Genomic DNA, 24,569 nt, shown 5'->3' with positions numbered 1-24,569 from the left:
GAACACTTGAGCATCATAGAGCTGAATGGGATATATACCGCTTATGAGGGCGGCGATAAGCCTGTTATAAAGGATTTGTCTCTGAAAGTAGGCCGGGGCGAATTCGTTGTCATCGGCGGCCCTAATGGGGCTGGCAAGACGACCCTGCTAGAGTCGATTAACGGCCTGGTAAAGATAACGCATGGCAGCGCAAAGGTGTGCGGCCTCGACGTGCGCCGCTCTGGCCCAGATATCCGAAAGAGAGCTGGCTACGTCATACAAAACTTTTATTTTGACCCATTTACGCCTTTCACTGTCGAGCAGGTTGTGATGATGGGTAGGTATGGGCGGCTAGGATTTTTTAACAGGCCCTCCGAGGAAGACCACCGTGCTGTAGATAGGGCGATACGGCTGGCGGGCATCGAAGACCTCGTGAATAAGCCAATAGGCACGCTGAGCGGGGGCCAGCAGCAAAAGGCGATGATAGCCCATAACCTGGCAAAGGAGCCGGATCTCATGCTGCTGGACGAGCCGTTCAGCAATCTTGATTTTAATTCCAGGGAGTATTTTAAGGGAGTCTTCGAGGATATCGTGAGGAAGGGCACGCCCGTCGTCATGGTTTCGCATGCCTTCGATGGCCTTCCCGACACGGGCGTCCGACTCGTGGTCATGGAAGGAGGCAGGATTATTTCTGATATGGCGTGCAGGGTTGGAGAAGTCGAAGGGGTCATAAGGAAAGCGTGTGCGGTGTGCTGAATGCTGGAGCCTTTGATACAGAACAACGTGGTATGCCATGCGGTCGAGGCGATGGTGTTCGCTTCAATTGCTTGCAGCATACTGGGCGTGATCATATCCAGGATGGGCCTCTCATCTATGGGATTCACCATGTCGCATGCTGCTTTCGCCGGGGCCGCCATAGGCATGTTTCTAGATATGAGCGCTCAGCTTGCCGCCATAGCTTTTAGCGTGGGGGTCGCAGCGCTCATCGGCCCTATCAGCGATAAGGCGAAGATGGCGGCGGATGCGACGCTTGGCGTGCTCTTCGCCATGTCCATGGCCGTGGCTATTTTCTTGATATCATACATGCAGTATATGGGAAAAGGCTTATCGGCGAGCGCCCTGCTATTTGGCGACGTCATCTCACTCTACCGTGAAGAAATATACGCCCTGGCCGCAATCTCAATTCTCACAATAGCCTTCGTGCTCGTATTCTACAAGGAGATAGCGGCCATCATGTTCAACATGAAGATAGCGGAAGCTTCAGGGATACGCGTAAAGGTCGTTTATTATATCCTGTTGTTCATCATCGCCCTCTCGGTGGCGCTTAGCCTCAACATCGTGGGCGGCCTTTTGATATTCGTCTGGCTCGTGACGCCCGCCGCCATCGCCAGCCAGTTCTGCTTCAACGTGAAGAGCATGTTCATAGTGGCGCCACTCGTAGCATTAATAATTAGCGTCGTGGGCGTCTGGGCCGGTTTTGAGTTCACGCTTCCCATAGCCCCCCTGGTCGCTCTCCTTCTAACGGGGGCATTTGGCATATCTGTCGTGATATCTTTTAAAAGAAGAGTTTCTACAAGAATGCATTAAAGCTAACAGTGAGGACCTATGGCTATATTAATAAGGGAAATTGGAGCGGCTCTTGCCCGTGCTGTAAATTTAAAAGTAAGGCCGATTTGCGTATACGGCTCCGATCGGATACCGGAAAATGGCATCAGGACGGCTTCGATAAGCCCCTGCATCGCTTCAGCCATATACCAACTTGCCACGGGCACAATCGATGGCCCGATATATGCCGGAAATGAAGCCGACAAATTTTTTTTTTTGCAGGTGTATTGGCGGGCCTGCCTGGTTTGGATATGACAACTTTGACCCTCGCTTAGCAGGTTTGATGTCGATGGGGTCAAAAGAAGTAAAAGATTGCAATCCAAAATATCTAAAAGAAAGCGAACAAGTCGCTTTTGAAATGTATAAATCAATAGGAAAGGTCACGCCTTTGGGTAAATACGTAATTATGGAAGCATGTGAGAATGTACAAGGAGACCCGGGAGTAAAATGCATCATTTTTTTCGGAACGAGCGGGCAAATAAGAGACCTGTGTGCTCTTGCCTATTTTAGGGCACGGGATGTATTAAGTAAGGTATCTGTTCCGTGGGGTCCCGCATGCGCTACATTGGTCACATACCCTGCATGCATGTCTAAAAATATTTCAAATGGCCAGGTATTTATAGGGCCGACTGACCCATCTGCTAGGGAGTGGTTGCCTGACGATTACATGGCTATGGGCGTACCTATAAAGATGGCCGTGCAGATGGCCAAGGACATCGAGAAGTCATTTATCTATAAAAGAGCCTAGTATAGAAGTTAATTAAATGTAATACAATTGTTAAATATATATACAAAAGGTAATAAGACTTAAATACTTCGTAACACTCATTAATATGTATGTCCACCAAACGATTATACTATATCGCAGTATTTGCTGTATTAGCGATTTTTTTGATGGCGCCAGCTAGCGCCGCGCAGGGAACTGGAAAGCTCAAAGTGGTATGCACGACCAGCGTACTCATGGATCCTATCACGTATATTGGCGGCGACAAGGTCGAAGCAATATCCATCGCGGACCCAACTATGTGCCCGAACCTCCAGACGGACATCATACCAAACCGCATACAGCTCAACAAGGACTTCATAAAAAGCGCCGACATGTTCGTGGCTTACAACGATAGCAACGATAGGCAGTACAACATGCCCGCTGTCAACGATTTCATGAAGGCCAACAACTATGGCACGGTGACGTGGAAGACCGTCTCAAACCCATCCAGGGGATGGAACACGCCGACCAACGCCAAGCTGCTTGCAGCCGAGGTAAAGGGCTGGCTTGTGGAAAAAGACCCGGCAAATGCTTCGTATTATGAGCAGCGCTATAGCGATTATGTTAAGCTGTTTGACGCGGTGGAGCCTACCCCGGAGGAAAAGCAGCAGCTCAACAAGACGAAGGTCATCGTCATGCTATGGCAGCAGGAGCCGGTCAAGAACTGGCTGGGAATGGACGTGGTGAACTTTTATGCGCCGGAGTTCGCCATGAACGGCACCAAGACTCCCGCTAAGCTCGTGGACGACATCAACGCCAACCCTGAGAAGTATAAGGAGGTGGCCTACATAATAGAGAACATGCAATCCGGCGAGCTTGCTAAGGGAGTCGAGGAGGCGCTGCACGATAAGGGCATTAACGCGAAGCGCGTGATATTCACGAATTTCCCGGGCTCGGTGCCGAACACGACGACCATGGCCGACGTGCTCAAATATAATAAGCAGCTTGTGTTGCCGCAGGCTACGGCGACGCCTGCTACGCCCACGGCGACCCCCAAGGCTACGCCGATCGGCTTCGAAGCCATAGCTCTTGGAATGCTCATAGGCGCAGCGCTCGCAATAAAAGGAAAAAGTTCCTAAAAGCTGAAATCTGAATTCGAAGGAAAAAGTTTATTGCGAAGCCGTGTTTATCTGTCTAGTTGGCGAGCTAGTCCGGGTGATTCGGCGTCACCTGTAACCTGAAATCGTCGGCATGCAGGGGACGAAGCCTGATGAAGGCGCTCTGGCTGTATGAAGGCCTCAATCCTGGACGTTGAAAGCCCGTCCTGCTTGGTTAGCGGTGGCGCTGTGCCATGCTGGAGAGCATGGCGCTCGCCTTAATTGCGGGGACCGGCACAGGCCCGGAAGGGAGCATGCTTACCGTGAACAACTGACGCTTGCAGGGTAGCGGGCTGGAGGAAAGGGCTGAGATAACCTTCATATTGCCGGGCGTCGACTGATGGCGTGCTCGCTACCTTACTTGCCTATTCACATGTGCCCGGCTCCAGTTGTATGACGTAGCCGTCCGGGTCCTCGATGTATACGTAGCGGCCTGGCCCTCTGGCAGGGTTCGGATGTACCTTAACGTCATACTTATTTATGTACTCTAAAGCCTTTTCAAAGTTCTCGTCGTCGACCTTGAACCCGAAGTGCATATACGTAAGCCCGCCTTTGCGTGGATTTACGGGGCCGTCGGCTCTAAAAAGGAAAAAGCTGTCGTACCCTCCATGAGTACGCAGGTGGATGAAGCGGTCGGTCCGGTCCAGCACGTCCATGTCAAACATTTCTGTGTAAAACTTCAATGACCTCTCAATGTCGGAAACATCTATGGCGATATGACATAGCCCCATCGTCTTAACCTTTTCTCCTGCAATAACTGTGTGCATGGCTCTACCCTGGTTAGAGTATTATGACGGCACGATAAAAAATGAAGCCAAAAAGTATGCTAATATCTAAATATTTTACACTCATACTCATGCTCATATGATGGTTACGACAGTGGTCGGGAGCTATCCGACCGGCGTTAACGTGCAAAACGAAGAGGATGTCAGGAAAGCAATAGAGATTGCGATAGCGGACCAGGAAAGGGCCGGGATCTCGATCATATCGGATGGCCAGGTGCGCGCTGATATGGTGGGGATTTTTGCTTTAAACATGCCTGGCTACCGCAAGGAAGGCAACCGATACAAGATCGTAGACCGTATCGAAATCCCGGACAAGCCTGCCACCGTCAGTGATTATCTCTATGCGAAAAAGCTGGCCAGACAGGCCAAAGTCAAAGGCATTATAACGGGACCCACAACCATGGCAAAAAGCTCCATAGTTGAAAAAGGCTCACCATATAAGTCGAACTCGGACCCAGAGCTTATCTATGATATCGCGTATGCGCAAGCCGCAGAGGCGCGGGCGCTTACGCAGGCGGGGGCTGAGATAATACAGATTGACGAGCCCTTTTTCAGCGTGGATGCCGACCTCGAGGTGGGCATCAGGGCGGTCAACATCATCTCAAAGGGAATCGATGTGCCAGCCATGCATGTATGTGGCGACATCCGTCCAATCTTTAAAAAACTTCTGGAAGCCAACGTGACCATCCTCGACCACGAATTCTCCAGTTCAAAAAACCTGGAGGCCATGGATAGGGACCTAATCGAGGCATATGGCAAGATAATCGGCTATGGGTGTGTCGACACTGCCACCGACAACGTGGAAACGGCCGAGCAAATAGAGAGAACTATACGCATGGGAATCGAAAAGATAGGCAAGAAAAACATGTGGATTGACCCTGACTGCGGGCTACGCATGCGAACAAGAGAAGCAGCATACCAGAAGCTAGCCAACATGGTAGAGGCGGCCAGGCGCATCGGCTAGGCCCATTCATAACTTTCTTATCATTTAATCCTTAATCAATCGCCATTTTAACGGACTACGCTTATAAAAATAAATATATTAATTATTTTATAATGTTAGAAAGCCATGATGTGTGGACGATTTTTAGCGAGACCATCCGTAACATGAACGATACGGCAAATAGCCAATATTTAGAGACGTTGAACGAGGTCAACGCGACACAGGCGCATTCCATCGACCCTTCCGACGCTGGCGCCTATAACCTTACGATGTACGGCCTACAATGCATACACGACATCCAGTCAAGAGTGGTAAGCCCCATGAGTCACCTCAGGACGCTGGCCGAGAATGCTACAAAAGGAAATATGGCTTTTACAGGGCCCTTTACAAGCCCAATACCAATAGAAACTACGCAGGCTACAGACCCTAAAAGCTCACTTATAACGACAGCGGCCATGTCAATGCCATTTCACGACGTCCTCGCTGCGCTTATTTTCATATTACTTGTCATCGCGGCATACACTATTCTATTCTATAGAAAATAAAAATTATCGGGGCAAAAGCCCCGATTAGCTCATATTATGCTCGATACGAATATGAAGTAGAGGGCAAACACGAACGCCACAATCCACATTATGGGGTGCACATCCCTCCACTTACCTGAGGCAGTCTTAATAAGGCAATAGGATATGAACCCAAAGCCAATGCCCTTCGAGATGCTAAAGGTAAACACCATGCCCACAATCGTCAGGAAAGCGGGGAGAGCATCCTCAAGCTTATCCCATGGTATGTCCTTGACAAGGGTTAGCATCAGGAAGCCCACGATGATAAGGGCAGGCGCCGTCGCCGCGCCGGGTATAAGGTAGGCGAGCGGGACGAAAAGCATGGCAACGAGGAACAGGACAGAGGTGACCACTGACGCCAGGCCAGTCCTCCCTCCCGCGCTCACGCCCGAAGCGCTCTCAACGTAAGTGGTGTTTGAGCTACACCCCATGAAGCCGCCGATCATCGCCGCCAGCGAGTCTATCATCAGGACATTCTTCAAGCCTGGCAGCTTGCCATCCTTATCAAGCAGCTTTGCCTGCCCGCCGACCGCCACCACGGTGCCCATGGTGTCGAAGAAGTCGACCATGCCCAGGGCGAACACCAGCGTCACCAGGGTAAGGATGCCTATGTTAAGAGCTCCCATGATGTCCAGCTGGCCAACAGTGCTCAGGGTTGCCGCATTCGGCAGCTCGATTATCGAGCCTCCCCATGATGGCAGGTTACTCAAGCCGTCCGGAAGCGCAGCTCCCGCCACCATGGGCACGTTCGCATTATTATATACGTTGAAGGCGATGCCAGCCGCATCCGCGGCAAAGCACATTATCAGGGCTATTATTGACGTTAAAATAATTCCGTAAAGAATGCTGCCCTTAACCTTAAGGGCCATCAAAGCCATGATTATTATAAGCCCTATAAGCGAGACTATCACCACGGGGTTGGACATGCTGCCAAATCCTATGTAGGTGGAAGGATTCGACACCATCATGCCGGAGTCCTTAAACCCGATAAAGGCTATGAACAGGCCGATTGCAACGCCTATGGCAATCTTTAGCGAGCCCGGGATGGAGTTCATCACAAGTTCTCGAAGGTTTGTAAGCACGAGAATCAAAATGACAAGGCCTTCTATGAAGATGAGGGCCATCGCTATTTGCCATGATAAGCCCATGCCGATGCATATCCCGAACGTCACGACCGCGTTCATGCCCATGCCAGGGGCGAGGGCGAACGGGTATTTTCCTATGACGCCCATGAGGAAGGTCGATAGCGCTGCCGCGAGGCATGTGGCCACGAATACCGCCTTAAAATCCATGCCCGCCGCCGATAATATGCCAGGGTTCACGATGATGATGTAGGCCATCGTCATGAACGTGGTCACGCCGGCGATTATTTCAGTCCTTATATTAGAATTCCTTTCGCTGATATGGAAATACTTGTCCAGAAAAGATGTAATGGATGAACCCTCTACATTCTTTTTTTGGGTTTGCTCGTACAAGGATAACCACCTTGGATTTTACCTTATTTCTAAGGGCTTAATATAGGTTTGCACCGCGCTTTTAAATAAATAAGGCGTTATGCCCATAGTATAAAAATTCCATTTCAATCCGGAATTTTTTGATAAATTTGTCGACAAAAATTGATTATTTAAAAAATAGACTGCGAAACAAAATATATTTAATGTACAACCGTTTAAGTGACAATGATGATTATTGAGGTCATTACATGAAGTGTTACGTACATCTAGACGTGGACGCCGTGGGTACCTGCACGGTTTGCGGCAAGTCGGTTTGTCAAAATTGTGCAGTAGATGTGAACGGTAAGCTAACCTGTAAGTCTTGCGTGGAGAAGATGGCGAGCCAGCCATCTGGCAAAGCCACAGTAAAAAAGGAGCCAGTACTGGCGCTGTTGCTATCGCTGGTCGGCGGCCTCGTAAGCGGGCTTCTGATAGGCCTCGGCCAGATATATAATGGCCAGGTCAGGAAGGGCATAATTCTTTGCGCTATCAACTTAGTCCTGGAAGGCATCATTGTCATCGTTTACGTGTTAATCTCTATCTTAACATTGGGCTTAGGCGCTCTTTGCTGTTTGCCGATTTTTGCCGCTCCCCTGTTGACGTGGCTCTACGCCATGTATGACGCCTACATTATGGCTGACAAGATAAACAAGGGCGAGCCTGTCCAGGACTGGCTTGAATAAATAATCTTCCGTAGTTGCCACCATAAGCCTCCAAAAACGGAATATTTTTAATTTAAGGTAGACGCTCAAGTTTTCAGGTTGTAGCCACTCTCAAAAAACTTGAGGCTCGCAAAGAAGCATATGATTAGCGAGGCGATAATCGCGAAGAGACAGTAGTATGGGTTGGTGTGCTCGTATCCAATCATCGCGTAGCGGAATCCATCGACCACGTAGGTCAACGGGTCAAGCCATGACAGCCAGCGAATCCAGTCTGCTGGGATGATATCGATTGAGAAGAACACGCCGCCCAAAAAGAGAAGCGGGCTAAGCACGTAGCTCATGACGTTGCCCACGTCCTCTATATTCCTGGACCACTGGCCGAGCATAACGCCTATGCTCGCAAAAGTTGCGGCCGTAAACAACAAAAACAAAACAAACAGGAGAATATTGTATATCCATATGCGGAAAAGAAGCATGGTTATGCCCGCGATGATGAGGCCGATGAAAAGTCCCCTAACCATGCCGCCCAGAACGTAGGCAACGACCATGGTTGAATACCGCATGGGCGTAGTCAGAGGGTCCTCGATATACCTGTCCTCGCGGGATGAAAATAGGGAGTATGCAGGGTTGATGTAGGCGTGCAGTATGACCTGCATCATGACAAGGCCTGGCAACATGAACTGGACGTAAGAGTAGCCGCCCATGCTGGGTATCGCGGAGCCCAGGGCATAGCCGAACGCGAAAATGTAGAGGAACGTGGAGATGATGCTGGGCAAAATGGTGCGGTTCGGCTTCCTGATGAAGCGGATTATCTCCCGCCTCAACATCAAGGATAACGCTGTAAGCTCACTCACGCAGATCCCGCCCCGTCAGCCTGATAAAAACGTCCTCTAGCGTCGACTCCCTCACATGCATGGACCTGACAGCTATCCGGTTTGACCTCAAGTAGTCGAGCAATTTTACCGCGGCCGTGCCGGTATCGGTCACATGTACCGTCAGCTTTCCCTTTCCATACGAATACCGTGCGACCTCTGGTATCACCTTTAGATCTGGAATGCTGTCGCCCTCGATGTCGAGCACCAGCTTGCTACAGTCGACCTCAGCCCTCTTGAGGTCTTCCGGCCTGCCAATGGCTATTATCCTCCCATGGTCCATGATGGCAACCCTGCCACAGAGGCTTTCCGCCTCCTCGATGTAATGGGTGGTAAGGACGATGGTCGTGCCGCTAGCGTTCAGCTTTTTTAATAGATCCCACAGCGAGCGCCGAAGCTGGACGTCCACGCCGGTGGTCGGCTCGTCCAGGAATAGCACGCGGGGGTTTTGCATCAGCGCCCTCCCGATTAAAAGCCTGCGCTTCATGCCCCCGGACAGCTTATCGCAATACTCGCCGGCCTTATCCTTGATGCCTAAAAAATCGAGTATTTCGTCGGCCCGGCGCTCTCGCTCTTCCCTGCCCATGCCATAATAGCCCGCATGATACGTGAGTATTTCTTTCGCCTTGAGGTTCTCGTCGAAGTTGTACTCTTGCGGCGATACGCCGATGAGCCGCCTTGCTTCTATGGGGTTCTTGACCACGTCCCTGCCAAAAATGCTGGCGCTACCTGACGTGGGGGTTGAAAGGCCGACGAGCATCCTTATGAGCGTGGTCTTACCCGCGCCATTGGGGCCGAGCAGCCCGAAAAACTCGCCCTGCGATATCTCCAGGTCAACGCCATCCACAGCCACAAGGCCATTGAACCGCTTTACCAGCCCTTTTATAGATATGGCCGGCACATCATTGCCAGTTTCCATTCTAGACCCTGATATCCATTGCCTCTTCCGGGCTCAGGCCATCATGTACTACTGCGCATATCCTGTGCACCATCAGCGCAGGCGCCTCATGCATGAACACGTTCCTCCCGATTGCTACGCCTGCAGCGCCTGCCTCCATGGCTCCGCCGATGTTTTCCAGCAACTCGGTGTCCGTACTCGTCCTCAAGCCCCCGGCCACGAGCACGGGTACCGGACAGCCCCTGACGACCCTTTTAAAAGTATCCGGGTCGCCGGTATAATTGGTCTTTACCACGTCGGCGCCCATCTCCGCCCCCACCCGGCATACGTGTGCTATCAAGTCGGGGTCATACTGGTTATGGATGTTCTTGCCCCTGGGGTACATCATGGCAAGCATGGGCAGGCCGAGATACTCGCATCGTCTCGATACCATGCCCGCGTCCAGCAGCATCTGGTGCTCCTTTTCCGAGCCCACGTTTACATGCACGGAAATCGCGTCCGCGCCCAGGCTTAAGGCTTCGTCTGGCGTCGTCAACAGTATCTTGTAGTCAGGGTCCGCGCTCAGGCTCGTGCTGGCCGATAAATGTATGATAAGCCCTGAAGCCCTGGCACAATTAACGTAACAATCTTTCACGATGCCCTTGTGCATGATCAAGGCGTTTGCGCCGCCCTCGATGGCGCAACGCATGACCTCCCTGACGTTCTCGAGGCCTTTCGCCGGCCCGAGCGTTATCCCGTGGTCCATGGGTATCATGACAGTCTTTTTAGTGCGCTGGTCGAATATTCTCTTCATTCTTATGGATTTGCCAACGTTCATATGATCCTCGTTTATAGGATTTGTAATGGGCCAAATATTTTTTCACATAATTAAACCTAAATCTATATGCCAGCATTATAAAAAAATATTTCGTCTTCTCCCTCATAAGGTATATGAGCGAAAAATGCTTTTAAATGATTATTTTATAGGGGGAAGGGTATGCGTAGAATATATAGGATATTGCTCATCATAATTCTTTTAATAGCGGCCTTGATTATGGCCATTGATTATTTTGGGTTCCACGGCACTATCATGCTAGATAGGATTGCGAATGGCGCCATAGTAAAGGCCATCGACTCATTCTGGTACCTGTTTGAAGGCCCTGGTGGGTTCACTAACTTAATGTTCTTCGCAATAATAGCGGTGGGCCTGATGGTCGGCCTAATAGCGATAATCTATAAGTTCATCAAAGGCTAAAAGTTGAGACGATGAAGGGCTTTGAAGTATCCAATCCAATCATGATTATCGTAAAGGCGCTATTTATTTCTTTTATGCTATCATCGGTGATGACATTGCTCGGCCTCGGCTTCATGCGCCTGCTTTCAGGCACTGGCCTGGATGTGTCGTTGGCCGTGCTGCTCGTCGTATTCGCCGTCTCTTTCATAGCCGCATCAGTTTTACTGGATAGGATGAGCGATAATCTCGCGGCGTCCTTCATGGGCGGCGCCGCCGTGGCGTTGAGCGTTACCATCTTCGTGGTGGCGCTCGTATCAGGCGTTTACTTTTTGCTCGATAGGATGCCATTGCCTGGCATGGATGCACTTCTCACCGGCTTTGCCATCTGCCTGATTGTCAGCCTGGTGATAAACCGCCTTACGCTGAAGATATGAAATGGCATAAAACCATATTTCATCCACCCTCCAGCAAGTATAAATATGGGCACAAGCGTATAATATGTTAGGGTTTGGATTGGAGTCGTCGTTAGAGTTAAACTAATCGACACGAGTTGATTTATAAGCGAAAGCCATGTATGCGGCCTTCGGTAAAGCTCCAGTTTACATGCCCTTCTAGGGCCGAGACAGTGGCCCACCTTCACATAAAATCGTCCAATGCCTAAAAAGGACGGCCAAAAGAGAGCTCACGAAAAACGTCTTCCAAGCTATAAAATATGGGGATGGGAAATAAAATGGCAATGCAATCAATTGTGCAGGAAGCACTGAAATACACTGAAATGGAACGTGAGTACAGGAACGACAAGGGGGAGAACACTGCTGGCAACGATTTTGAGGACTTTGGGCTTCCCCAGATCAAGATAGTCGGGTGCGGCGGCGCCGGCAACAACACCATCAACCGCCTTTACAATATTGGCGTCGATGGCGCCGAGACCATTGCGGTGAACACCGATAAGCAGCACCTGGACGTCATCAAGGCGGACAAGAAGATCCTCGTCGGCAAATCGCTGACCAGGGGTCTGGGCGCCGGCGGCTTCCCCGAGATAGGGAAGAGGGCTGCAGAGCTTGCCAGGAGCACCCTGCAGGAAGTCCTTAAGGATGCGGACCTGGTGTTCATCACCGCGGGCATGGGAGGAGGAACTGGTACAGGCACGGCGCCAATTGTGGCGCAGGTCGCCAAGGAGGCGGGCGCCATAGTGGTCGGCATGGTATCCACTCCCTTCAAGGTAGAAAGGGCCAGGATGGTGAAGGCAGAGGAGGGAATTGCGGACCTCAGGGCGGCCGCTGACACGGTCATCGTGCTTGATAACAACCGCCTGCTCGAGTATGTGCCTAACCTGCCTCTGGAGCAGTCCTTCTCTGTAATGGATCAGCTTATAGCTGAGACGGTGAAGGGCATATCGGAGACGATTACCCGGCCTTCGCTCATTAACCTGGACTTCGCAGACGTTAAGGCGATAATGAACGCAGGCGGCGTGGCCGTAATGCTCGTAGGAGAGACGAAGAGCCAGGATAAGTCCGATAACGTGGTACGCACCGCCCTGAATCATCCGCTGCTCGACGTTGATTACAGGGGCGCTACTGGCGCGCTTGTGCACATAACTGGTGGGCCGGACCTGACGCTGCGTGAGGCTGAGAGCATAGCAGAGTCGCTCACGTATGAGCTGGATTCTCATGCCAACGTAATATGGGGCGCCAGGATTCAGAAGGACTATGAGGGCAAGGTAAGGGTTCTCGCAATAATGACTGGCGTGCAGTCGCCGCAGATCATGGGAAGGGGCCAGAAGGCCTCCGCAGCATCTGATGAGGCGCTTTCGGGAAGGATTCAGATGCGTGGCAGCGGCAAGACCTCCAAGTCCATTATTGACGTGATAAAGTAAGCTTTCATATTTAAAAACGAAAGGGACGCCGACTTTTCTTTTTTTAACTTTTATTTTTCCTGTTATAAGCTAGTTATTTATCATTGTATGGCTTTATTTAATCTTATTTATGGCGGCGATACTTACAAATGGATTGACGAAGAGGTATGGAAGCCTCGAGGCGTTGAGCGGTCTGAGCATTTCGGTGGAGGAGGGCGAGTCATTCTGCCTGCTGGGACCTAATGGGTCGGGTAAGACTACTACTATTGGCATTTTGACGGGGTCATTGTCGGCGACGGCGGGCAAAGCCGTGGTCATGGGCGTGGACGTGGCCGCCGATCCTATAGGGGTTAAGCGGAAGATCGGCATAGTGCCGGAGATGGAGTACCCTCCCAGCTTTCTAACCGTCCGGGAATACCTCGATCTAGTATGCAGCCTTCGTAAGGTAGACGATCCCCGGCCAAAAATCGATAGATGGATACAGTTCTTCGGCCTGGAAGATAAAGAAAACGTACTTTGCAAGGACTTGAGCAAGGGCACGAAAAAGAAGGTCATGCTGTCGGCGGCCTTTGTACACGATCCGAAGCTTCTCTTCCTGGATGAGCCTTTCCTGGACCTCGACCCTATAGTCCAGCGTAACACCCGCGAGTACTTGAGGTCATACGTCAAGGAAGGCGGCACCATCTTCCTTTCCACCCACATATTGGAGATTGCCGAGAAGCTCTGTGACCGCGTCGGAATACTTTACAATGGGAGGCTGATTGCGAGCGGAAAGCTGGCCGAGCTAAAGCGCTCCAAGGAGAGCCTCGAGGACGTGTTCATGAGGCTGGTAGTGGAGGCTGCGTGATGGAGCTCCGCCCCGGCCTCTTCTGGCTGCTTATAAAGGAGGAATACAGGGCGCAATCCTCCATGTTCCACAGCTCGTTCCTCGTCTATCCGCTCTTCATGCTGGCCATTTCGCTATTAATGGGCTTAATGCTATTGCCGTTGCGTGCCGCCCTTACCACCGCCGAGATTATCATAATAGGGCATGTGGGCGTCATGGTGGCGGGCATGCTGGTGGGGGGCTTTGCCATGTTTCAGGACCCCATACTTGAACGCCGTATGGGCGGGGTCCGCATGCTTCTAGGGACGCCGGGCACGCTGCCCATCACCTATAAGGAGATGTTTACATATTTCTACTTCAAGGATCTGGCATATTATTTAGCCATTAACGTTCTGCCTGTCCTGCTGGGCGTCTATATCTCTACCTTTTTTACGGGCCTTCACGTGAACCTGCTAATGGCTGCCATCACGTTTATGGCAGCGTTTCTCATGGGGGTCTCCCTCACGTTTGCGCTATCAACCATTTTAGTGAGGAGTAAAGCTGTATTGGCAATAGCCATGATATCTATCATCGCCATCGTAGCCTGGCTCGCCCTGAAGGTGGGCACCCTTCAAGCCCTCGGCATCCTCGTGCCGCCTTCAGGCTCATACATGGATGGCTCGTGGGACGGCGTGCTCATAGCTATAGCCCTCTTCATCGCCCTGTCAGCTTTTTCATTGCTATGCATCCGGGAAAAGCCTGCCCCGACAACGGAAAAACATTATGCAAGCCACTTCAGCGAGGCTCAAAAGCCCTTTAAGATTTTCGGCAAATACGCCCCGCTCGCCGCAAAAGAATGGATAGACCTGGTCAGGAGCGGCTCTTTATGGTACGTGGTCCTCAGCTTCCTGATACCATTATTATTCCTGTGGGGCTTCTTATGGATATTCCCATTCGCCCTTAAATTTATTTTAGGCGGGGCGCAGGTCAGCTTCGGCTTCAACACGATATTCTACTCGGTCATCATTGGCTTCTTCGCCTCCGAGCTTTACGGCTGGCTTAACAGGCTCGACTCCATAGAGTGCTACAAAACGCTGCCTATAAAAATGTCGGACGTCATAAAGGCCAAGCTCATATTGTTCATGGCTTTGAATACGGTGATTTCCACCGTATACCTTGCCCTGATATGCATCAGCAGGGGCGAATATGGTCTATTTCCGGCGGCGCTTTACACCATGTTCATGGTCTCTGGCTACGTGGCAGCCGTGATAGCCTATATGACGGGCGTCTATACGAACAGCCTGCTCTTCGACTATAAGGTGTTGCTTAAGTATTGGCTCGCCGTGGCGCCAGTACTCATCGTTTTAATAATGACGGCGTTCGCAAGCTGGCTGCTCTGGCCGGGCATCATATTTGCCACGCTAGCCGGGATCGTCGCATACGTGCTTCTTAGAAGGCTCGACGTGAAATGGGGACGAGAGGAGTTTAAGGCCTAGGGGCGGCGCATTCGAGTCGTACTTAAAGCACGTAAAAAAGCGCATGGTGTTAGACGCGTTAGGCCGCTACATACGACGATTGCCGTACAATAGCTATATATATATATCATAAATCCTATTAGTTTTCCAGAAAAATCTATAACGATTAATTATAGATAAAATAGATCATTGGAGATTGGATGATGAGCAGGCCACAGCTAAAGCTGACTAACACGGTTCTGGAAGGCAAGGCGAGGGAAATGGCGCTAGAGGAGGCGGCCGAAAGCCTGGCCAGGGGCTCTAATACTATAATGATTGATGACGAGGCATGGATCACGGTAGAGATGATAGCCACCGGCGCGCTAAGCCCATGCACAGGCTTCATGAACGCAGAGGACTACTCGTCAGTATTACACACCGGCCGGCTTGCTGACGGCACGCCATGGCCAACGCCGCTCTCATTTGCGGTGGCAGGCGAGCGCAACCAGAACGTGCTCAAGGGCTTGAAAAAGGGCGACGTTGCAACGCTCATAAACCGCAACAAGGAGCCCGTCGCCAGGATAATCACCGAAGAAGTGTTCGAATATGACAGGGAGGAGCGAGCCCAGTGCGTCTTCGGCACCACCGATAAGCGGCATCCAGGGGTCAGGAGCATATACGAGCGTATGGGTGAAAGGTCTCTAGCGGGAAAAGTGGAGCTAATTAGCCGACCGCACTGGGGCGCCTTCGAGAAGTACCGCCTCACTCCTGCCCAGTGTATAGACTATTTCTATAACAAGAAAGGAGCACGCACCGTAGTCGGGTTTATCACAGGCGCCAACCCCGTCCACAGGGGGCACGAGCACATTCACAGGACTGCCCTGGAAAATCATGACATGCTGCTCATCCAGCCGCTTGTACAGCTGGCAAAGCCTGAGTATATAAGGTCTGAGTACCGCATCCAGGCATACGAGGCACTGCTCAACAAGTATTACCAGCGTGACAGGGTGCTGATGAGCCCCCTTCGAGTCACCTATATTTTCGCAGGCCCGAGAGAAGCGGTATTGCACGCCATAGTGGCTCGAAACTTTGGCGCAACCCATTTCGCGATAGGCCGGGACCACGCGGGCGTCGGAAACTATTATGGCGACTATGAGTGCCAGACGATATTTGACCGCCTATACGAGGGCGGCTCGAAAGAGCTCGGAATAGAGCTATTATCCTTCAGCGAGGTTTTCTACTGCGCCAGGTGTGGCACCACGGCGACCGAGAACACCTGCCCCCATGGCAAGCAGTATCGCATCGCAATCAGTGGCACCGCCATACGTGAATTGATGCGCTACGGGTACATGCCGCCGAAGGAAATCGTCAGGCCGGAGGTCGCGGCCATAGCGATGCAGGGCATCCAGCCTAAAGGGCTTGACGAGAATGGAAACTCGATCTATCCAGTCGGCTCTATCGTAAAGAAGCTGTTCCCCTTCTACCTGGTGGCAAAGAGGCTGGGCGGTAAGCTAAGGGAAAAGCCTCTAAGCTGGGAAAGCCTTACCCTTGAAGACGTGGAGCGCGCCCTCATGGATGTCCGGGAGAACTCTGACCGTATACTGGGGGATATAGCGAGAGAAATGGAGCTTGTGTTCGACGCGAGGCGGGACATGGCCGCCCAATGGATCAACGAGGCCAGCGAATATAGCAGGGAGCGCCAGCTACAGCTTATAAAAGCCCTCGAGGAAAAGGTAGCCTCCGCGGACCCGAACGCCGATAACAGGATGTTCCAGAGCAAGGCAGAGGCCGAAAGAGAGCTTGAGATGGCAAAATACGTATATGAATGCATGAACTCTAAAGGCCTTGACCATAAAAAGATGACGTGGAACCCATTAAAGTATAGCGAGTATCGGTGAGCCGTTCATGGGCTTTCGCCAAGCGTGATCTCTATCTGGCCTTTGCGGCGGCCCCTCAGCACGGTGAGTAAGATGAAATCGCCCACCTTTTTAGAGCGTAGCTCTTTAGTCAGGTCATTCATGTCCTTTAAATCCTTATGGTCTACCGTTATTATCATATCGCCTGGAGCTACGCCTGCCTCGTATGCCGGGCTATTCTCGAAGACCCTGGTCACAAGTACCCCCGTGTCAGATGGCAGCTCATAGTATTCTGCTATCTGCTCGTTGACCCCCACGCCAAGTATGCCGAGCCATGGGCGTATCACCTTACCATGCTTTATAAGCTCTTGAACTATACGGCTGGCCATAGATGCGGGTATAGAGAAGCCTATGCCCTGCGCGAACGGTATATTTGCCGAGTTGATGCCGATGACCTCGCCCTTTATATTGACCAAAGGGCCGCCGCTGTTGCCCGGGTTGATATGCGCATCCGTCTGTATCAGGTTTTCATATACTCCCTGCTCGGCCTGTATGGTTCTGTTAAGGGCGCTTATGACGCCTACCGTCACTGTAGGCCCTTGCAGAAAAAAGCCGAAGGGGTTTCCTATGGCAATGGCTATCTGCCCGACCTGTACTCCGTTAGAATCCCCCAGCTTGACGTAGGGGAAGCCTTTTCCCTCTATCTTAACGACCGCGATATCGGTCATGCGGTCCGTGCCGAGCAGCTTTCCCGAGTACTTTTTCCCGTCGAATAGCGTCACTTCGATGCTTTCTGACTGCTCGACTATATGGTTATTGGTCACTATCATGCCATTCTCATCTATGATGACGCCGGACCCCATTCCCCTGAGCGGTACGATATTCATGTAATAGTCATGCACGAGCCTTACGGTATTAATGTTGACCACTGAAGGGCTGACCTTTTTTATGGTGTCGATCAGCTCGCCTTCACATACAGGGATCATTTATCACACCCGATAATGATTATAATAATTAATGTATAATATATTTGGGCTTTCTTAATACAGCGGGTAACCATTTTATAATAATAAGGCGTAGAGTCGTTGATGGCTGAGCCCTTAAGATTTAAGTGTAAATGCTGTGGCTTATGCTGTAGGCGTGACCCTTATTATGGGGTATCGCTTCTGGACGTTGAGAAGATAAGCGAGGGTTTATCGCTAAGCCCTTCAGAGTTTTTTAATCGCTTTTGTGGCGTTGTGCTTACGCCTGGTGGCTATAGGTATTCTGTCATATTGGCTTCAGAGGGCTGCCCTTTTTTGAGGGATAGCCTGTGCAGCATCCACGCCTTTAAGCCCATAGGGTGCCGGGTGTTTCCTGAGTCTTCTATGCTGCCTGTTAATGACTTGAAGCGTATAGTGAGGGCCATCGAGAGCTGTGCCATTTTAGAGCTGCCTGATTCGGAGCTGCCGCTTGCCGCTGATTATAAGCTGATAGCCGAGAGGGATCTACATTTTAAGCATACAAAGGCGTACTTTGATGAGCATGAGGACTTCGATGAGCCTTCGTGGGGTGTAGCGGTAAATGAGCTAAAAAAAGCACTAACTTTAAAAGAAAAAGCCTAGTGACGGTAGCGTTTTCTCCGCCTATATGCCCTTGCCTTATTCCCGGGCACCTTATACTTTTCCCTGGAATATTTTCGCAGGCTATCGATGGTCCCCATGTAGGTGCCGTCGAGCAGGTATACCTGGGCTTCCTCAAGGCGGATTGCCTGTGAGGTGAAGAGAGGCCCTAGCAAGTCGTCATGCCATGACTCGTTGAAGGCGATTCCTCCGCAAAGCTCGTTGAAGGATGGCACGATTATGACCTCTGGGTCGTTCCATTCGAGCTTTTCCTGGCCATAGTTTTTCTTTACTTCGCCTTCGTCGAGCCTTGCGCGTATCCAGGCCTGCCTTGTTATGGTATGGCCCACGTTATCGGTCAGCTTAATGGTCGGATGGTTGTGTGACATTATCCAGTATTTGCAATTTAAAAGCGATGGGCCTGGCCATGTGTGTCCGTGGAAATATGCAACGCCATCAATGATGGCGCCTTTCGCCTCATGCAGGATAACGTCAGGGTTACGGGGCAGGAGTGCATCGATGCCGCCATCATGGTTGCCCGGCACTATCTCAACAAGGGCGTGCTTTGCAAGCTCATTTAAAAAGAGGGGTACCTCCTCTTCCTCCTGATGCGATATGTGGGGCACGTTATGCTTGATATCCCCCAAAAGGATGATGCGGTCGGGCTTAGCCTCGCCTACGTACCTCCTGGCACGCTCGATGCGCCCGGCTAGCTGCGACGGAATGTTAATCCCGCTATAGTAAAGGTCGTACTCGATGCCCAGGTGGACGTCGGCTATGACGAGCGAGATATCCTCGTTTTTTACTACAAGGGCGGGAGCATCAAGCAAAGGTACGATGTCAATCATCAAAACTTAAGCTGGGCCGCGTGTTTTATATACTTATTGTCCCAGAATTTCAAGCAGCTCATCCATTCTTTTGATCTCGTAGTCCGGGCTTGCCTTTATGGGCCGGTTGTACCTGTTTATGTATATGCTTTTTACCCCTGCATACCTTGCGGCGAGCATGTCAGAAAGAGTGTCGCCAACGTATGCCACCTCTTCCGGCTTGAGCTTCATGCCAACCACGCAGTATATTATTGGTAGGGGGGAAGGCTTGTAGCCTGTGTCCTCGGTACAGGCGATTATAGGCCTGAAATACTGGCGCATGCCCACCTTCTGTAAAAGCCTATCCGTGTGCTCATACGATGTGTGGGTGACAATACCCTTCGGTATGTTTAAGCCTTTTAAGATATCCGCGTCATCGTGCAGGTAAGTATTCTCGAGCTTTTCATTTATATCTTCATACCTGTTGAAAACTGTCCAGAACCTGTCAGGATTGACGCCCCACCGCATTATCACCTCATCCCTGGACTCAGAGTTTATAGAGTACCAGAGCTCCTTCGCATGGCTCAGCGTAAACTCTCGTCCCAGGTCCCTGCCCACGCGGCGAAGCATAAGCTCCATGTAGCCATCATAGTTATCGATAAGGGTACCGTCAAGGTCGAAGATGAGGCCTCTAATGCGCGGCATAGTTTCAAATAAAATAGCAAAAGGCACTTCAAAATACTTTGCGGTTCATAAGGAATATAAACATAAATACACTAAAGCTAAACATATAATTAATTAACTTTCGGTGGGGTATTAAATGGTCCAAATCCAGCAGGGCAATATTCTTAAAAGCTCATTTTGGCCAGAAAAAGTAAGGGTAATCTCAGTTAAAAATATTGGTGAAAGAATTAAAATAGAGGCCGTAGGGCTGGAAACCAGGACTTTTTATGACCCTATCCTTTCGTTGGACGACGTAAAAAATATAGAAGTTATAGAAGAAAAGCCTTTTAAGTTCACAGGCAATGGGGAGTCTCTCTTCCTTTATTTAGAGGCACATCGTATAAGAAATGCCTTTCAGTTTGACCCATTATACGCCATAAGCGTATCCCAGATTAACCCACTGCCACACCAAATCGAGGCAGTATACCATTATATATTGCAAAATCCGCGTATCAGGTTTCTTCTCGCAGACGATCCAGGCGCAGGTAAAACAATAATGGCGGGGCTGCTCCTCAAGGAGCTCAAGTATCGCGGCCTCGTAGATAGGACACTAATAGTAGCTCCTGGACACCTCAAGGACCAGTGGCTAAGGGAAATGAAGGATAAGTTTCAGGAAAGCTTCACCATTCTGGATAGGAGCGTAATGAACGCAAACTGGGGACGTAATATCTTTATGGATATAAGCCAGGCAATCGTGTCGCTGGACTTTGCAAAACAAGACGTACGGAAGAATATCTTCTCAATCTTGGCTTGAATGAAAGGCAGATTAAGGCAGTGATTTATGTGAAGGAGGAAAGGGAAGATTACCAATAAGGAGTATCAGGAGTTAAGCGTATGCTCAAGAAATACGGCAACTAACGATTTAAGAGAATTGATCCAAAAAGGAGTTATGAGAGAAAGCGGTAAAAAAGGAGCTGGAGCTTTTTATGTTATTGCACAATAATTGCATCAATTGCACATCAATTGCACATTTATTGCACATTTCATGTGCATTTCGGACATTTATTGGACATATCCACTTACCTGGCGATTTGGGCAATATGCTAAAGATGTATAAAAGGAGCAGTAGGGTAGATTGAGCAATAATTGGGATAGTAATGGGCTAAATGGGTTAATGTGGTGTTTATATGGTCGATAAGTCTTTCATTGAATCTGATTTTCCTATTAAGGATGTTAGCGTGGAGTCTGCGCGCGAGAAGAACATCCGGCATGGGCATATCTCTACCCTTCATATCTGGTGGGCGAGGCGTCCTCTTGCTTCTAAAATAGCTATCTCACCAATATCACTTTTAGGATAAAGGCTAGCTAAGATAGAAGAATGATTTATCGCATGGAAAAATAGAACTCCTCAAAAGCCTATTTTTATGAGCAGGTAGTTGAGATAATTGGCTATGGATACCATCAATGAAGGCCTCGAAAAGGTTTTAGGGGATTTAAAGGCGCATCCAAAAGTCATCGCCATATACCTTTTTGGCTCTTATGCAAAAGGCTGTGCAAAGCCTCTCTCTGACATAGACATTGCAGTGATCATAGATGAGCCGGATCCTGCCACGGAAGCTGAGCTAGGAAGCCTTTATTCAGAAAAGCTGGACGTGGTATTATTCCACAGGCTTCCGCTCTACATCCAGTTTGAGGTGTTCAGATATGGAAAAGAATTATTTGTCAGGGATTCTGATAAATTGTTTGAGATAAGGCTTAGCGTCCTTCGAGGCTATCTTGAGCATTCATGGCTTTATCGCAGGATGGAAAGGGATGTGCTTAAATGAAAGTCGTTGAGAGCATCATGAGATTTGAAAGACACCTTAATGGAGCGTTAAGCCTCAAGGATAAAAACTTATCTGATTATCTGGTTTATAACACCATTGCAATGGAATGTTTTCAGGCTATTAGCTCGCTTATAGAAATTGGCGAGCATGTCGTTGCTAAAAATAATATGGGATTTCCCTCCACATATGGGGAGGTATTTAAGCTGCTCTACCGGAATGGCGCTATTACGAAAGAAGAATTTGATGCATCTTTAAGGCTGGTATTTTTACGAAATTTGATTGCGCATGAGTATTATAGAATAGAAGAAAAAGAATTATCCGAGATGATATATTTATTAGAAAAAATGAAAAAATTCGTCGAGAAAGAAAAAAGTTCCGGGTAAATCTTTTATCTTTTTAAGCCTATTGTGAAGCGTATGAATGGCTACAGAAAGGGCACCCGGAAGCCGAGAGGCGTGCTTTCGTCAGGCGAGATCAATGTGGGTGGGCTTAAGGTCTCACCGGCGCTGGCTGTATCTGCGTTACTGGGGGCTCTTTATTCATTGTTTTTGCTGGGCAGCGGGCTTGAGACGGGTTTGGACGCTTTTGTGTTGTCGGCATTTTCGGTTTTATCTTTTGCCGCCTTTGGGTACCTGGCCCGCAGCGGTAGGCTTCCAGGGCTGAGGCCGTTCGCACTGTTAGTTGATGCTTTCCTGGCGTTATCCACGCTGATGTGCCTATGGGAACTGGCTGCTTTTATGGGCATGGAAACGGGGTTGAGCGGCCTATTGAGGCCTGTGAGCATAAGCATTATATTTTTCTTATTATCAGTGGTAGCTGTTTATGCGTTGCTGCTTTATGAAAATGGCAGGCGTAAGGATATTCTCCTGGCAATTGGGAATAAGTCATACCTGGTTTCAGGCATCGTGGGGCTTATCATATGCATTCTGGTGAGCGTGGCTGCACTATACTTCCTGTTTGGCGGGGCCGCGATGGGCTTGGAAAAGATGGCATACATAATCGGGGCAGCAGTGATATTTAGCTTTTTAGGGGCGGCATACGAAGAGACGTGGTTCCGCGGGCTACTCCTGGCAAGGCTACTACCCCTTATAGGAGAGAAAAGCGCCATTATCCTGCAGGCCGCCATATTCGGCATCTTCGAGGCCACAACGGTCTACTATATATCAAGCCAGATAATATACGTCCCCATGTTATTCATGATCGGGTCAATATTGGGCTATTACTGGGGACGGATGACTATAAAAGATAAAAGCATAATTGGTGCGGCGCTGATACACGCAGGCTTCTACATGCTCATAGGCATGCCCATGCTCGCGGGAATGGCCTAGTCCTCATCCTCGAAGTTCTCTGCGGGCATCTCATACTGGGCATACATGATGAAATTATAAATGAACGCTACGAATACTAAAAAGCTGACTACCGCTAAAAGGAAGAATAAGGCCGCTAAAAATATATTATATTCGATGGTCGCTCCGCCCATGACGAGGCCGATGACGGTCCCCAGCATAGACAAAAGGCCTACCAGCTTTGTAAACTCGAACCTCATGGCCATTCCCTCTGTGGCTTATGCCATAATAAATATTTTCATGGTAACCGGCAGCCTATGACAGCCATCCGTCGGCGTCCCGTCCCGTAAACATGAACCTGCCGCCTTTCTCGTTTTTGAAAAGGGTATTGATTTGGCCAGGCTCATGGCGCAGGCTTTTCTTCTCATCGGGCTCGATATGATAATAAAACATTACCTTTTTACCTGCATCTATTGATACAATAGCGTATTCCCTGCCATCATAGATAGTCGTCTTTGTGTGGACGTCAGGGTTTCTGCTTTGAGAGAGGGCCTTCTTTACGCTTATGTAGTCTTTCTCGAAGAGCACAAGCGCCATAATGCCATCGATGATGCCCAGCGCAGACGGCTCGAAGATTAAGGCCTCGCCGTTTTTGCCCGCCTCCTTGGCACGCTTAAACTCATCATAAAAGCCGCTCAGGTACATGTTTGTAGCGCCCTTATAATACGGGTCAGTCCGGCACATCTCTTCCCTTCTAATGCACCGGTCAAGCAATGTGGCATAAGTCAGGCTTCTTAAGGCATTATCCTTAAGCGCCTCAAGGGACTTCTCATAGTACGGCCTCGCCGTCTTCTCCTCGAATCCCTTATGCCTCTCAACATACTCATCGGTGCACCGGACCAGGATATCCATGTCCACGAGCCGCTCATTATCGCCCTTCGCAACGGTGTCATAGGAATACTCGTTTATGCGGCACTCATCCTCGATGAGGCCAAAAACCTTGAGGGAAGCCAGCGACGCCTCGACATAATAAAAAGGAGCGCGGGCACACACCACGGGCTTCACCTCATGGACCGAGCACAGGCCATCCCTCAAAAACGGGCAGCCACCCTCAGCCCTCAAATAGAGGCGCTTCAAGCCCTCCTCATTAAACTTCCTCGACTTAATGCAATATCGCCTGAAAAACTCGTTTGGCCTCAAGCCAAGCTTCTCGGATAGCCTGAAAATATCATAAAGAGTTAAAAGAATGACTTTTTGTTTTTTACAACATATCCCACACTTCTTACAGGTAAAGGCATCATATGTGAGAACGCCGGGAGCCATATTAGCCAATACCGCTCCATCCCATATCAAATATTTCCTTGCTATTTCATGGTAATTTAGGTAAATTTTTCATACAGTTAATATAAGTAGTGTAATTATTTATAAAATAATAACATGTAGTATTATTTTTTTATTACATTATCTAATAATTTGTTAAAAAAATTTTAAATAGTAGCAAAATTTTTATAGCAGGAAGAATATAGTATTGCAAGGGGCAA

Annotated in this window: 28 protein-coding genes, 1 other RNA gene and 1 pseudogene; 20 read left to right on the top strand and 10 right to left on the bottom strand. The window is 49.7% G+C overall.

Annotated features, from left to right (window positions below):
- Nucleotides 1-6: 6 nt before the first annotated feature.
- The 5 genes from MTC_RS08350 to ffs all read left to right on the top strand — a co-directional run bounded on the left by MTC_RS08350 (nt 7) and on the right by ffs (nt 3,802).
- Complete coding sequence (locus tag MTC_RS08350; protein ID WP_014406256.1) at nt 7-735, top strand: metal ABC transporter ATP-binding protein; 729 nt, start codon at nt 7-9, stop codon at nt 733-735.
- Entirely contained in the window at nt 736-1,566 is an 831-nt protein-coding gene (locus MTC_RS08345) for a metal ABC transporter permease (RefSeq protein ID WP_014406255.1), read from the top strand.
- 190 nt (nt 1,567-1,756) lie between these two features.
- Nucleotides 1,757-2,332 (top strand): DUF169 domain-containing protein, encoded by a 576-nt coding sequence (locus MTC_RS08335; RefSeq protein WP_081476814.1) that lies wholly within the window; start codon nt 1,757-1,759, stop codon nt 2,330-2,332.
- Between the two features lie 89 nt (nt 2,333-2,421).
- A complete protein-coding gene (locus tag MTC_RS08330) occupies nt 2,422-3,429 on the top strand; it encodes a metal ABC transporter substrate-binding protein (RefSeq protein ID WP_014406254.1) in 1,008 nt (335 codons plus the stop codon).
- A 60-nt stretch (nt 3,430-3,489) separates the two neighbouring features.
- Nucleotides 3,490-3,802, top strand: an RNA gene (gene ffs, locus MTC_RS12875) — signal recognition particle sRNA.
- 10 nt (nt 3,803-3,812) lie between these two features.
- On the opposite strand, the gene MTC_RS08325 is transcribed toward ffs, so the two are convergent.
- Nucleotides 3,813-4,214 carry a VOC family protein gene (locus MTC_RS08325; protein ID WP_014406253.1) on the bottom strand — a complete coding sequence of 134 codons (402 nt, stop codon included), beginning with the start codon at nt 4,212-4,214 and terminating at the stop codon, nt 3,813-3,815.
- Nucleotides 4,215-4,311: 97 nt separating this feature from the next.
- Between MTC_RS08325 and MTC_RS08320 the strand changes: the two genes are divergently transcribed.
- Together MTC_RS08320 and MTC_RS08315 are read left to right on the top strand one after the other, a co-directional pair.
- Complete coding sequence (locus MTC_RS08320; protein ID WP_014406252.1) at nt 4,312-5,196, top strand: methionine synthase; 885 nt, start codon at nt 4,312-4,314, stop codon at nt 5,194-5,196.
- Nucleotides 5,197-5,288: 92 nt separating this feature from the next.
- A complete protein-coding gene (locus MTC_RS08315) occupies nt 5,289-5,720 on the top strand; it encodes a hypothetical protein (protein WP_014406251.1) in 432 nt (143 codons plus the stop codon).
- 29 nt (nt 5,721-5,749) lie between these two features.
- On the opposite strand, the gene MTC_RS08310 is transcribed toward MTC_RS08315, so the two are convergent.
- A complete protein-coding gene (locus MTC_RS08310) occupies nt 5,750-7,213 on the bottom strand; it encodes an NCS2 family permease (RefSeq protein ID WP_014406250.1) in 1,464 nt (487 codons plus the stop codon).
- 227 nt (nt 7,214-7,440) lie between these two features.
- Here MTC_RS08310 and MTC_RS08305 point away from each other — a divergent pair, with 227 nt between their 5' ends.
- Complete coding sequence (locus MTC_RS08305) at nt 7,441-7,914, top strand: hypothetical protein (RefSeq protein WP_014406249.1); 474 nt, start codon at nt 7,441-7,443, stop codon at nt 7,912-7,914.
- Between the two features lie 65 nt (nt 7,915-7,979).
- Here MTC_RS08305 and MTC_RS08300 read toward each other — a convergent pair whose 3' ends face one another.
- Genes MTC_RS08300 through MTC_RS08290 form a run of 3 tightly spaced genes read right to left on the bottom strand, consistent with a single transcriptional unit; the run spans nt 7,980 to nt 10,480 of the window.
- Nucleotides 7,980-8,747, bottom strand: a complete 768-nt coding sequence (locus tag MTC_RS08300) for an ABC transporter permease (RefSeq protein WP_014406248.1) — start codon at nt 8,745-8,747, stop codon at nt 7,980-7,982.
- Nucleotides 8,740-9,684, bottom strand: a complete 945-nt coding sequence (locus MTC_RS08295) for an ABC transporter ATP-binding protein (protein WP_014406247.1) — start codon at nt 9,682-9,684, stop codon at nt 8,740-8,742. The genes MTC_RS08300 and MTC_RS08295 overlap by 8 nt, the downstream gene beginning before the upstream one ends.
- Nucleotide 9,685: 1 nt before the next feature.
- The gene (locus MTC_RS08290; protein WP_014406246.1) at nt 9,686-10,480 is read right to left on the bottom strand and encodes a 2-amino-3,7-dideoxy-D-threo-hept-6-ulosonate synthase; all 795 of its coding nucleotides are present in this window, start codon (nt 10,478-10,480) and stop codon (nt 9,686-9,688) included.
- A gap of 159 nt (nt 10,481-10,639) precedes the next feature.
- Between MTC_RS08290 and MTC_RS08285 the strand changes: the two genes are divergently transcribed.
- The 6 genes from MTC_RS08285 (at nt 10,640) to MTC_RS08260 (ending at nt 16,888) form a co-directional block, all read left to right on the top strand.
- Entirely contained in the window at nt 10,640-10,897 is a 258-nt protein-coding gene (locus tag MTC_RS08285) for a hypothetical protein (RefSeq protein WP_014406245.1), read from the top strand.
- Between the two features lie 11 nt (nt 10,898-10,908).
- Nucleotides 10,909-11,310, top strand: a complete 402-nt coding sequence (locus tag MTC_RS08280; RefSeq protein ID WP_014406244.1) for a hypothetical protein — start codon at nt 10,909-10,911, stop codon at nt 11,308-11,310.
- Nucleotides 11,311-11,612: 302 nt separating this feature from the next.
- The gene (ftsZ, locus tag MTC_RS08275) at nt 11,613-12,752 is read left to right on the top strand and encodes a cell division protein FtsZ (protein ID WP_048189611.1); all 1,140 of its coding nucleotides are present in this window, start codon (nt 11,613-11,615) and stop codon (nt 12,750-12,752) included.
- A 109-nt stretch (nt 12,753-12,861) separates the two neighbouring features.
- Nucleotides 12,862-13,578: an ABC transporter ATP-binding protein gene (locus MTC_RS08270; protein ID WP_014406242.1), complete on the top strand. Its 717-nt coding sequence runs from the start codon at nt 12,862-12,864 to the stop codon at nt 13,576-13,578.
- Nucleotides 13,578-15,032, top strand: a complete 1,455-nt coding sequence (locus MTC_RS08265) for a hypothetical protein (RefSeq protein WP_014406241.1) — start codon at nt 13,578-13,580, stop codon at nt 15,030-15,032. Before MTC_RS08270 ends, MTC_RS08265 begins: the two co-directional genes overlap by 1 nt.
- A 179-nt stretch (nt 15,033-15,211) precedes the next feature.
- Nucleotides 15,212-16,888 (top strand): sulfate adenylyltransferase, encoded by a 1,677-nt coding sequence (locus MTC_RS08260; protein WP_014406240.1) that lies wholly within the window; start codon nt 15,212-15,214, stop codon nt 16,886-16,888.
- 5 nt (nt 16,889-16,893) lie between these two features.
- Here MTC_RS08260 and MTC_RS08255 read toward each other — a convergent pair whose 3' ends face one another.
- Nucleotides 16,894-17,832: a S1C family serine protease gene (locus MTC_RS08255; protein WP_014406239.1), complete on the bottom strand. Its 939-nt coding sequence runs from the start codon at nt 17,830-17,832 to the stop codon at nt 16,894-16,896.
- A gap of 102 nt (nt 17,833-17,934) precedes the next feature.
- On the opposite strand from MTC_RS08255, the gene MTC_RS12690 reads away from it, so the two are divergent.
- A complete protein-coding gene (locus MTC_RS12690; RefSeq protein ID WP_014406238.1) occupies nt 17,935-18,450 on the top strand; it encodes a YkgJ family cysteine cluster protein in 516 nt (171 codons plus the stop codon).
- Here MTC_RS12690 and MTC_RS08245 read toward each other — a convergent pair.
- Both MTC_RS08245 and MTC_RS08240 read right to left on the bottom strand, forming a co-directional pair.
- Nucleotides 18,447-19,295 carry a metallophosphoesterase gene (locus tag MTC_RS08245; protein WP_014406237.1) on the bottom strand — a complete coding sequence of 283 codons (849 nt, stop codon included), beginning with the start codon at nt 19,293-19,295 and terminating at the stop codon, nt 18,447-18,449. The two genes, MTC_RS12690 and MTC_RS08245, sit on opposite strands and share 4 nt — an antisense overlap.
- Nucleotides 19,296-19,328: 33 nt before the next feature.
- Entirely contained in the window at nt 19,329-19,958 is a 630-nt protein-coding gene (locus MTC_RS08240) for an HAD family hydrolase (protein ID WP_014406236.1), read from the bottom strand.
- A 115-nt stretch (nt 19,959-20,073) separates the two neighbouring features.
- Between MTC_RS08240 and MTC_RS08235 the strand changes: the two genes are divergently transcribed.
- The 5 genes and pseudogenes from MTC_RS08235 (at nt 20,074) to MTC_RS08220 (ending at nt 23,070) form a co-directional block, all read left to right on the top strand.
- Nucleotides 20,074-20,730: a DEAD/DEAH box helicase family protein gene (locus tag MTC_RS08235; RefSeq protein WP_052322803.1), complete on the top strand. Its 657-nt coding sequence runs from the start codon at nt 20,074-20,076 to the stop codon at nt 20,728-20,730.
- Between the two features lie 373 nt (nt 20,731-21,103).
- A pseudogene (locus MTC_RS13825) lies at nt 21,104-21,268 on the top strand (DUF1156 domain-containing protein); the annotation flags it as partial.
- Nucleotides 21,269-21,367: 99 nt separating this feature from the next.
- Nucleotides 21,368-21,742 (top strand): type VII toxin-antitoxin system MntA family adenylyltransferase antitoxin, encoded by a 375-nt coding sequence (gene mntA, locus MTC_RS08230; RefSeq protein ID WP_014406235.1) that lies wholly within the window; start codon nt 21,368-21,370, stop codon nt 21,740-21,742.
- Complete coding sequence (gene hepT, locus MTC_RS08225; protein WP_014406234.1) at nt 21,739-22,125, top strand: type VII toxin-antitoxin system HepT family RNase toxin; 387 nt, start codon at nt 21,739-21,741, stop codon at nt 22,123-22,125. Before mntA ends, hepT begins: the two co-directional genes overlap by 4 nt.
- 33 nt (nt 22,126-22,158) lie before the next feature.
- Complete coding sequence (locus tag MTC_RS08220; protein WP_014406233.1) at nt 22,159-23,070, top strand: CPBP family intramembrane glutamic endopeptidase; 912 nt, start codon at nt 22,159-22,161, stop codon at nt 23,068-23,070.
- Here MTC_RS08220 and MTC_RS08215 read toward each other — a convergent pair.
- Together MTC_RS08215 and MTC_RS08210 are read right to left on the bottom strand one after the other, a co-directional pair.
- Nucleotides 23,067-23,288 (bottom strand): hypothetical protein, encoded by a 222-nt coding sequence (locus tag MTC_RS08215; RefSeq protein WP_014406232.1) that lies wholly within the window; start codon nt 23,286-23,288, stop codon nt 23,067-23,069. The two genes, MTC_RS08220 and MTC_RS08215, sit on opposite strands and share 4 nt — an antisense overlap.
- Before the next feature lie 55 nt (nt 23,289-23,343).
- Entirely contained in the window at nt 23,344-24,351 is a 1,008-nt protein-coding gene (locus tag MTC_RS08210) for a YkgJ family cysteine cluster protein (RefSeq protein ID WP_048189202.1), read from the bottom strand.
- Between the last annotated feature and the right edge of the window lie 218 nt (nt 24,352-24,569).

Origin of the sequence: Methanocella conradii HZ254 (assembly GCF_000251105.1) — an archaeon.
In the GTDB taxonomy this organism is placed as follows: domain Archaea; phylum Halobacteriota; class Methanocellia; order Methanocellales; family Methanocellaceae; genus Methanocella; species Methanocella conradii.
The sequence above is the reverse complement of the archived record's forward strand: the minus strand, read 5'-3'. Positions and strand labels throughout refer to the sequence as shown.

Excerpts from the sequence above, each read along its gene's own strand:
- MTC_RS08255 (WP_014406239.1), bottom strand. The coding sequence starts at position 17,832 with ATGATCCCTGTATGTGAAGGCGAGCTGATCGACACCATAAAAAAGGTC.
- MTC_RS08330 (WP_014406254.1), top strand. The coding sequence starts at position 2,422 with ATGTCCACCAAACGATTATACTATATCGCAGTATTTGCTGTATTAGCG.
- MTC_RS08285 (WP_014406245.1), top strand. The coding sequence starts at position 10,640 with ATGCGTAGAATATATAGGATATTGCTCATCATAATTCTTTTAATAGCG.
- hepT (WP_014406234.1), top strand. The coding sequence starts at position 21,739 with ATGAAAGTCGTTGAGAGCATCATGAGATTTGAAAGACACCTTAATGGA.
- MTC_RS12690 (WP_014406238.1), top strand. The coding sequence starts at position 17,935 with ATGGCTGAGCCCTTAAGATTTAAGTGTAAATGCTGTGGCTTATGCTGT.
- MTC_RS08240 (WP_014406236.1), bottom strand. The coding sequence starts at position 19,958 with ATGCCGCGCATTAGAGGCCTCATCTTCGACCTTGACGGTACCCTTATC.
- MTC_RS08295 (WP_014406247.1), bottom strand. The coding sequence starts at position 9,684 with ATGGAAACTGGCAATGATGTGCCGGCCATATCTATAAAAGGGCTGGTA.
- MTC_RS08270 (WP_014406242.1), top strand. The coding sequence starts at position 12,862 with ATGGCGGCGATACTTACAAATGGATTGACGAAGAGGTATGGAAGCCTC.
- MTC_RS08325 (WP_014406253.1), bottom strand. The coding sequence starts at position 4,214 with ATGCACACAGTTATTGCAGGAGAAAAGGTTAAGACGATGGGGCTATGT.
- MTC_RS08305 (WP_014406249.1), top strand. The coding sequence starts at position 7,441 with ATGAAGTGTTACGTACATCTAGACGTGGACGCCGTGGGTACCTGCACG.
- mntA (WP_014406235.1), top strand. The coding sequence starts at position 21,368 with ATGGATACCATCAATGAAGGCCTCGAAAAGGTTTTAGGGGATTTAAAG.
- MTC_RS08345 (WP_014406255.1), top strand. The coding sequence starts at position 736 with ATGCTGGAGCCTTTGATACAGAACAACGTGGTATGCCATGCGGTCGAG.
- MTC_RS08220 (WP_014406233.1), top strand. The coding sequence starts at position 22,159 with ATGAATGGCTACAGAAAGGGCACCCGGAAGCCGAGAGGCGTGCTTTCG.
- ftsZ (WP_048189611.1), top strand. The coding sequence starts at position 11,613 with ATGCAATCAATTGTGCAGGAAGCACTGAAATACACTGAAATGGAACGT.
- MTC_RS08260 (WP_014406240.1), top strand. The coding sequence starts at position 15,212 with ATGATGAGCAGGCCACAGCTAAAGCTGACTAACACGGTTCTGGAAGGC.
- MTC_RS08245 (WP_014406237.1), bottom strand. The coding sequence starts at position 19,295 with ATGATTGACATCGTACCTTTGCTTGATGCTCCCGCCCTTGTAGTAAAA.
- MTC_RS08280 (WP_014406244.1), top strand. The coding sequence starts at position 10,909 with ATGAAGGGCTTTGAAGTATCCAATCCAATCATGATTATCGTAAAGGCG.
- MTC_RS08290 (WP_014406246.1), bottom strand. The coding sequence starts at position 10,480 with ATGAACGTTGGCAAATCCATAAGAATGAAGAGAATATTCGACCAGCGC.
- MTC_RS08210 (WP_048189202.1), bottom strand. The coding sequence starts at position 24,351 with ATGGCTCCCGGCGTTCTCACATATGATGCCTTTACCTGTAAGAAGTGT.
- MTC_RS08235 (WP_052322803.1), top strand. The coding sequence starts at position 20,074 with ATGGTCCAAATCCAGCAGGGCAATATTCTTAAAAGCTCATTTTGGCCA.
- MTC_RS08335 (WP_081476814.1), top strand. The coding sequence starts at position 1,757 with ATGGCCCGATATATGCCGGAAATGAAGCCGACAAATTTTTTTTTTTGC.
- MTC_RS08315 (WP_014406251.1), top strand. The coding sequence starts at position 5,289 with ATGTTAGAAAGCCATGATGTGTGGACGATTTTTAGCGAGACCATCCGT.
- MTC_RS08215 (WP_014406232.1), bottom strand. The coding sequence starts at position 23,288 with ATGAGGTTCGAGTTTACAAAGCTGGTAGGCCTTTTGTCTATGCTGGGG.
- MTC_RS08320 (WP_014406252.1), top strand. The coding sequence starts at position 4,312 with ATGATGGTTACGACAGTGGTCGGGAGCTATCCGACCGGCGTTAACGTG.
- MTC_RS08265 (WP_014406241.1), top strand. The coding sequence starts at position 13,578 with ATGGAGCTCCGCCCCGGCCTCTTCTGGCTGCTTATAAAGGAGGAATAC.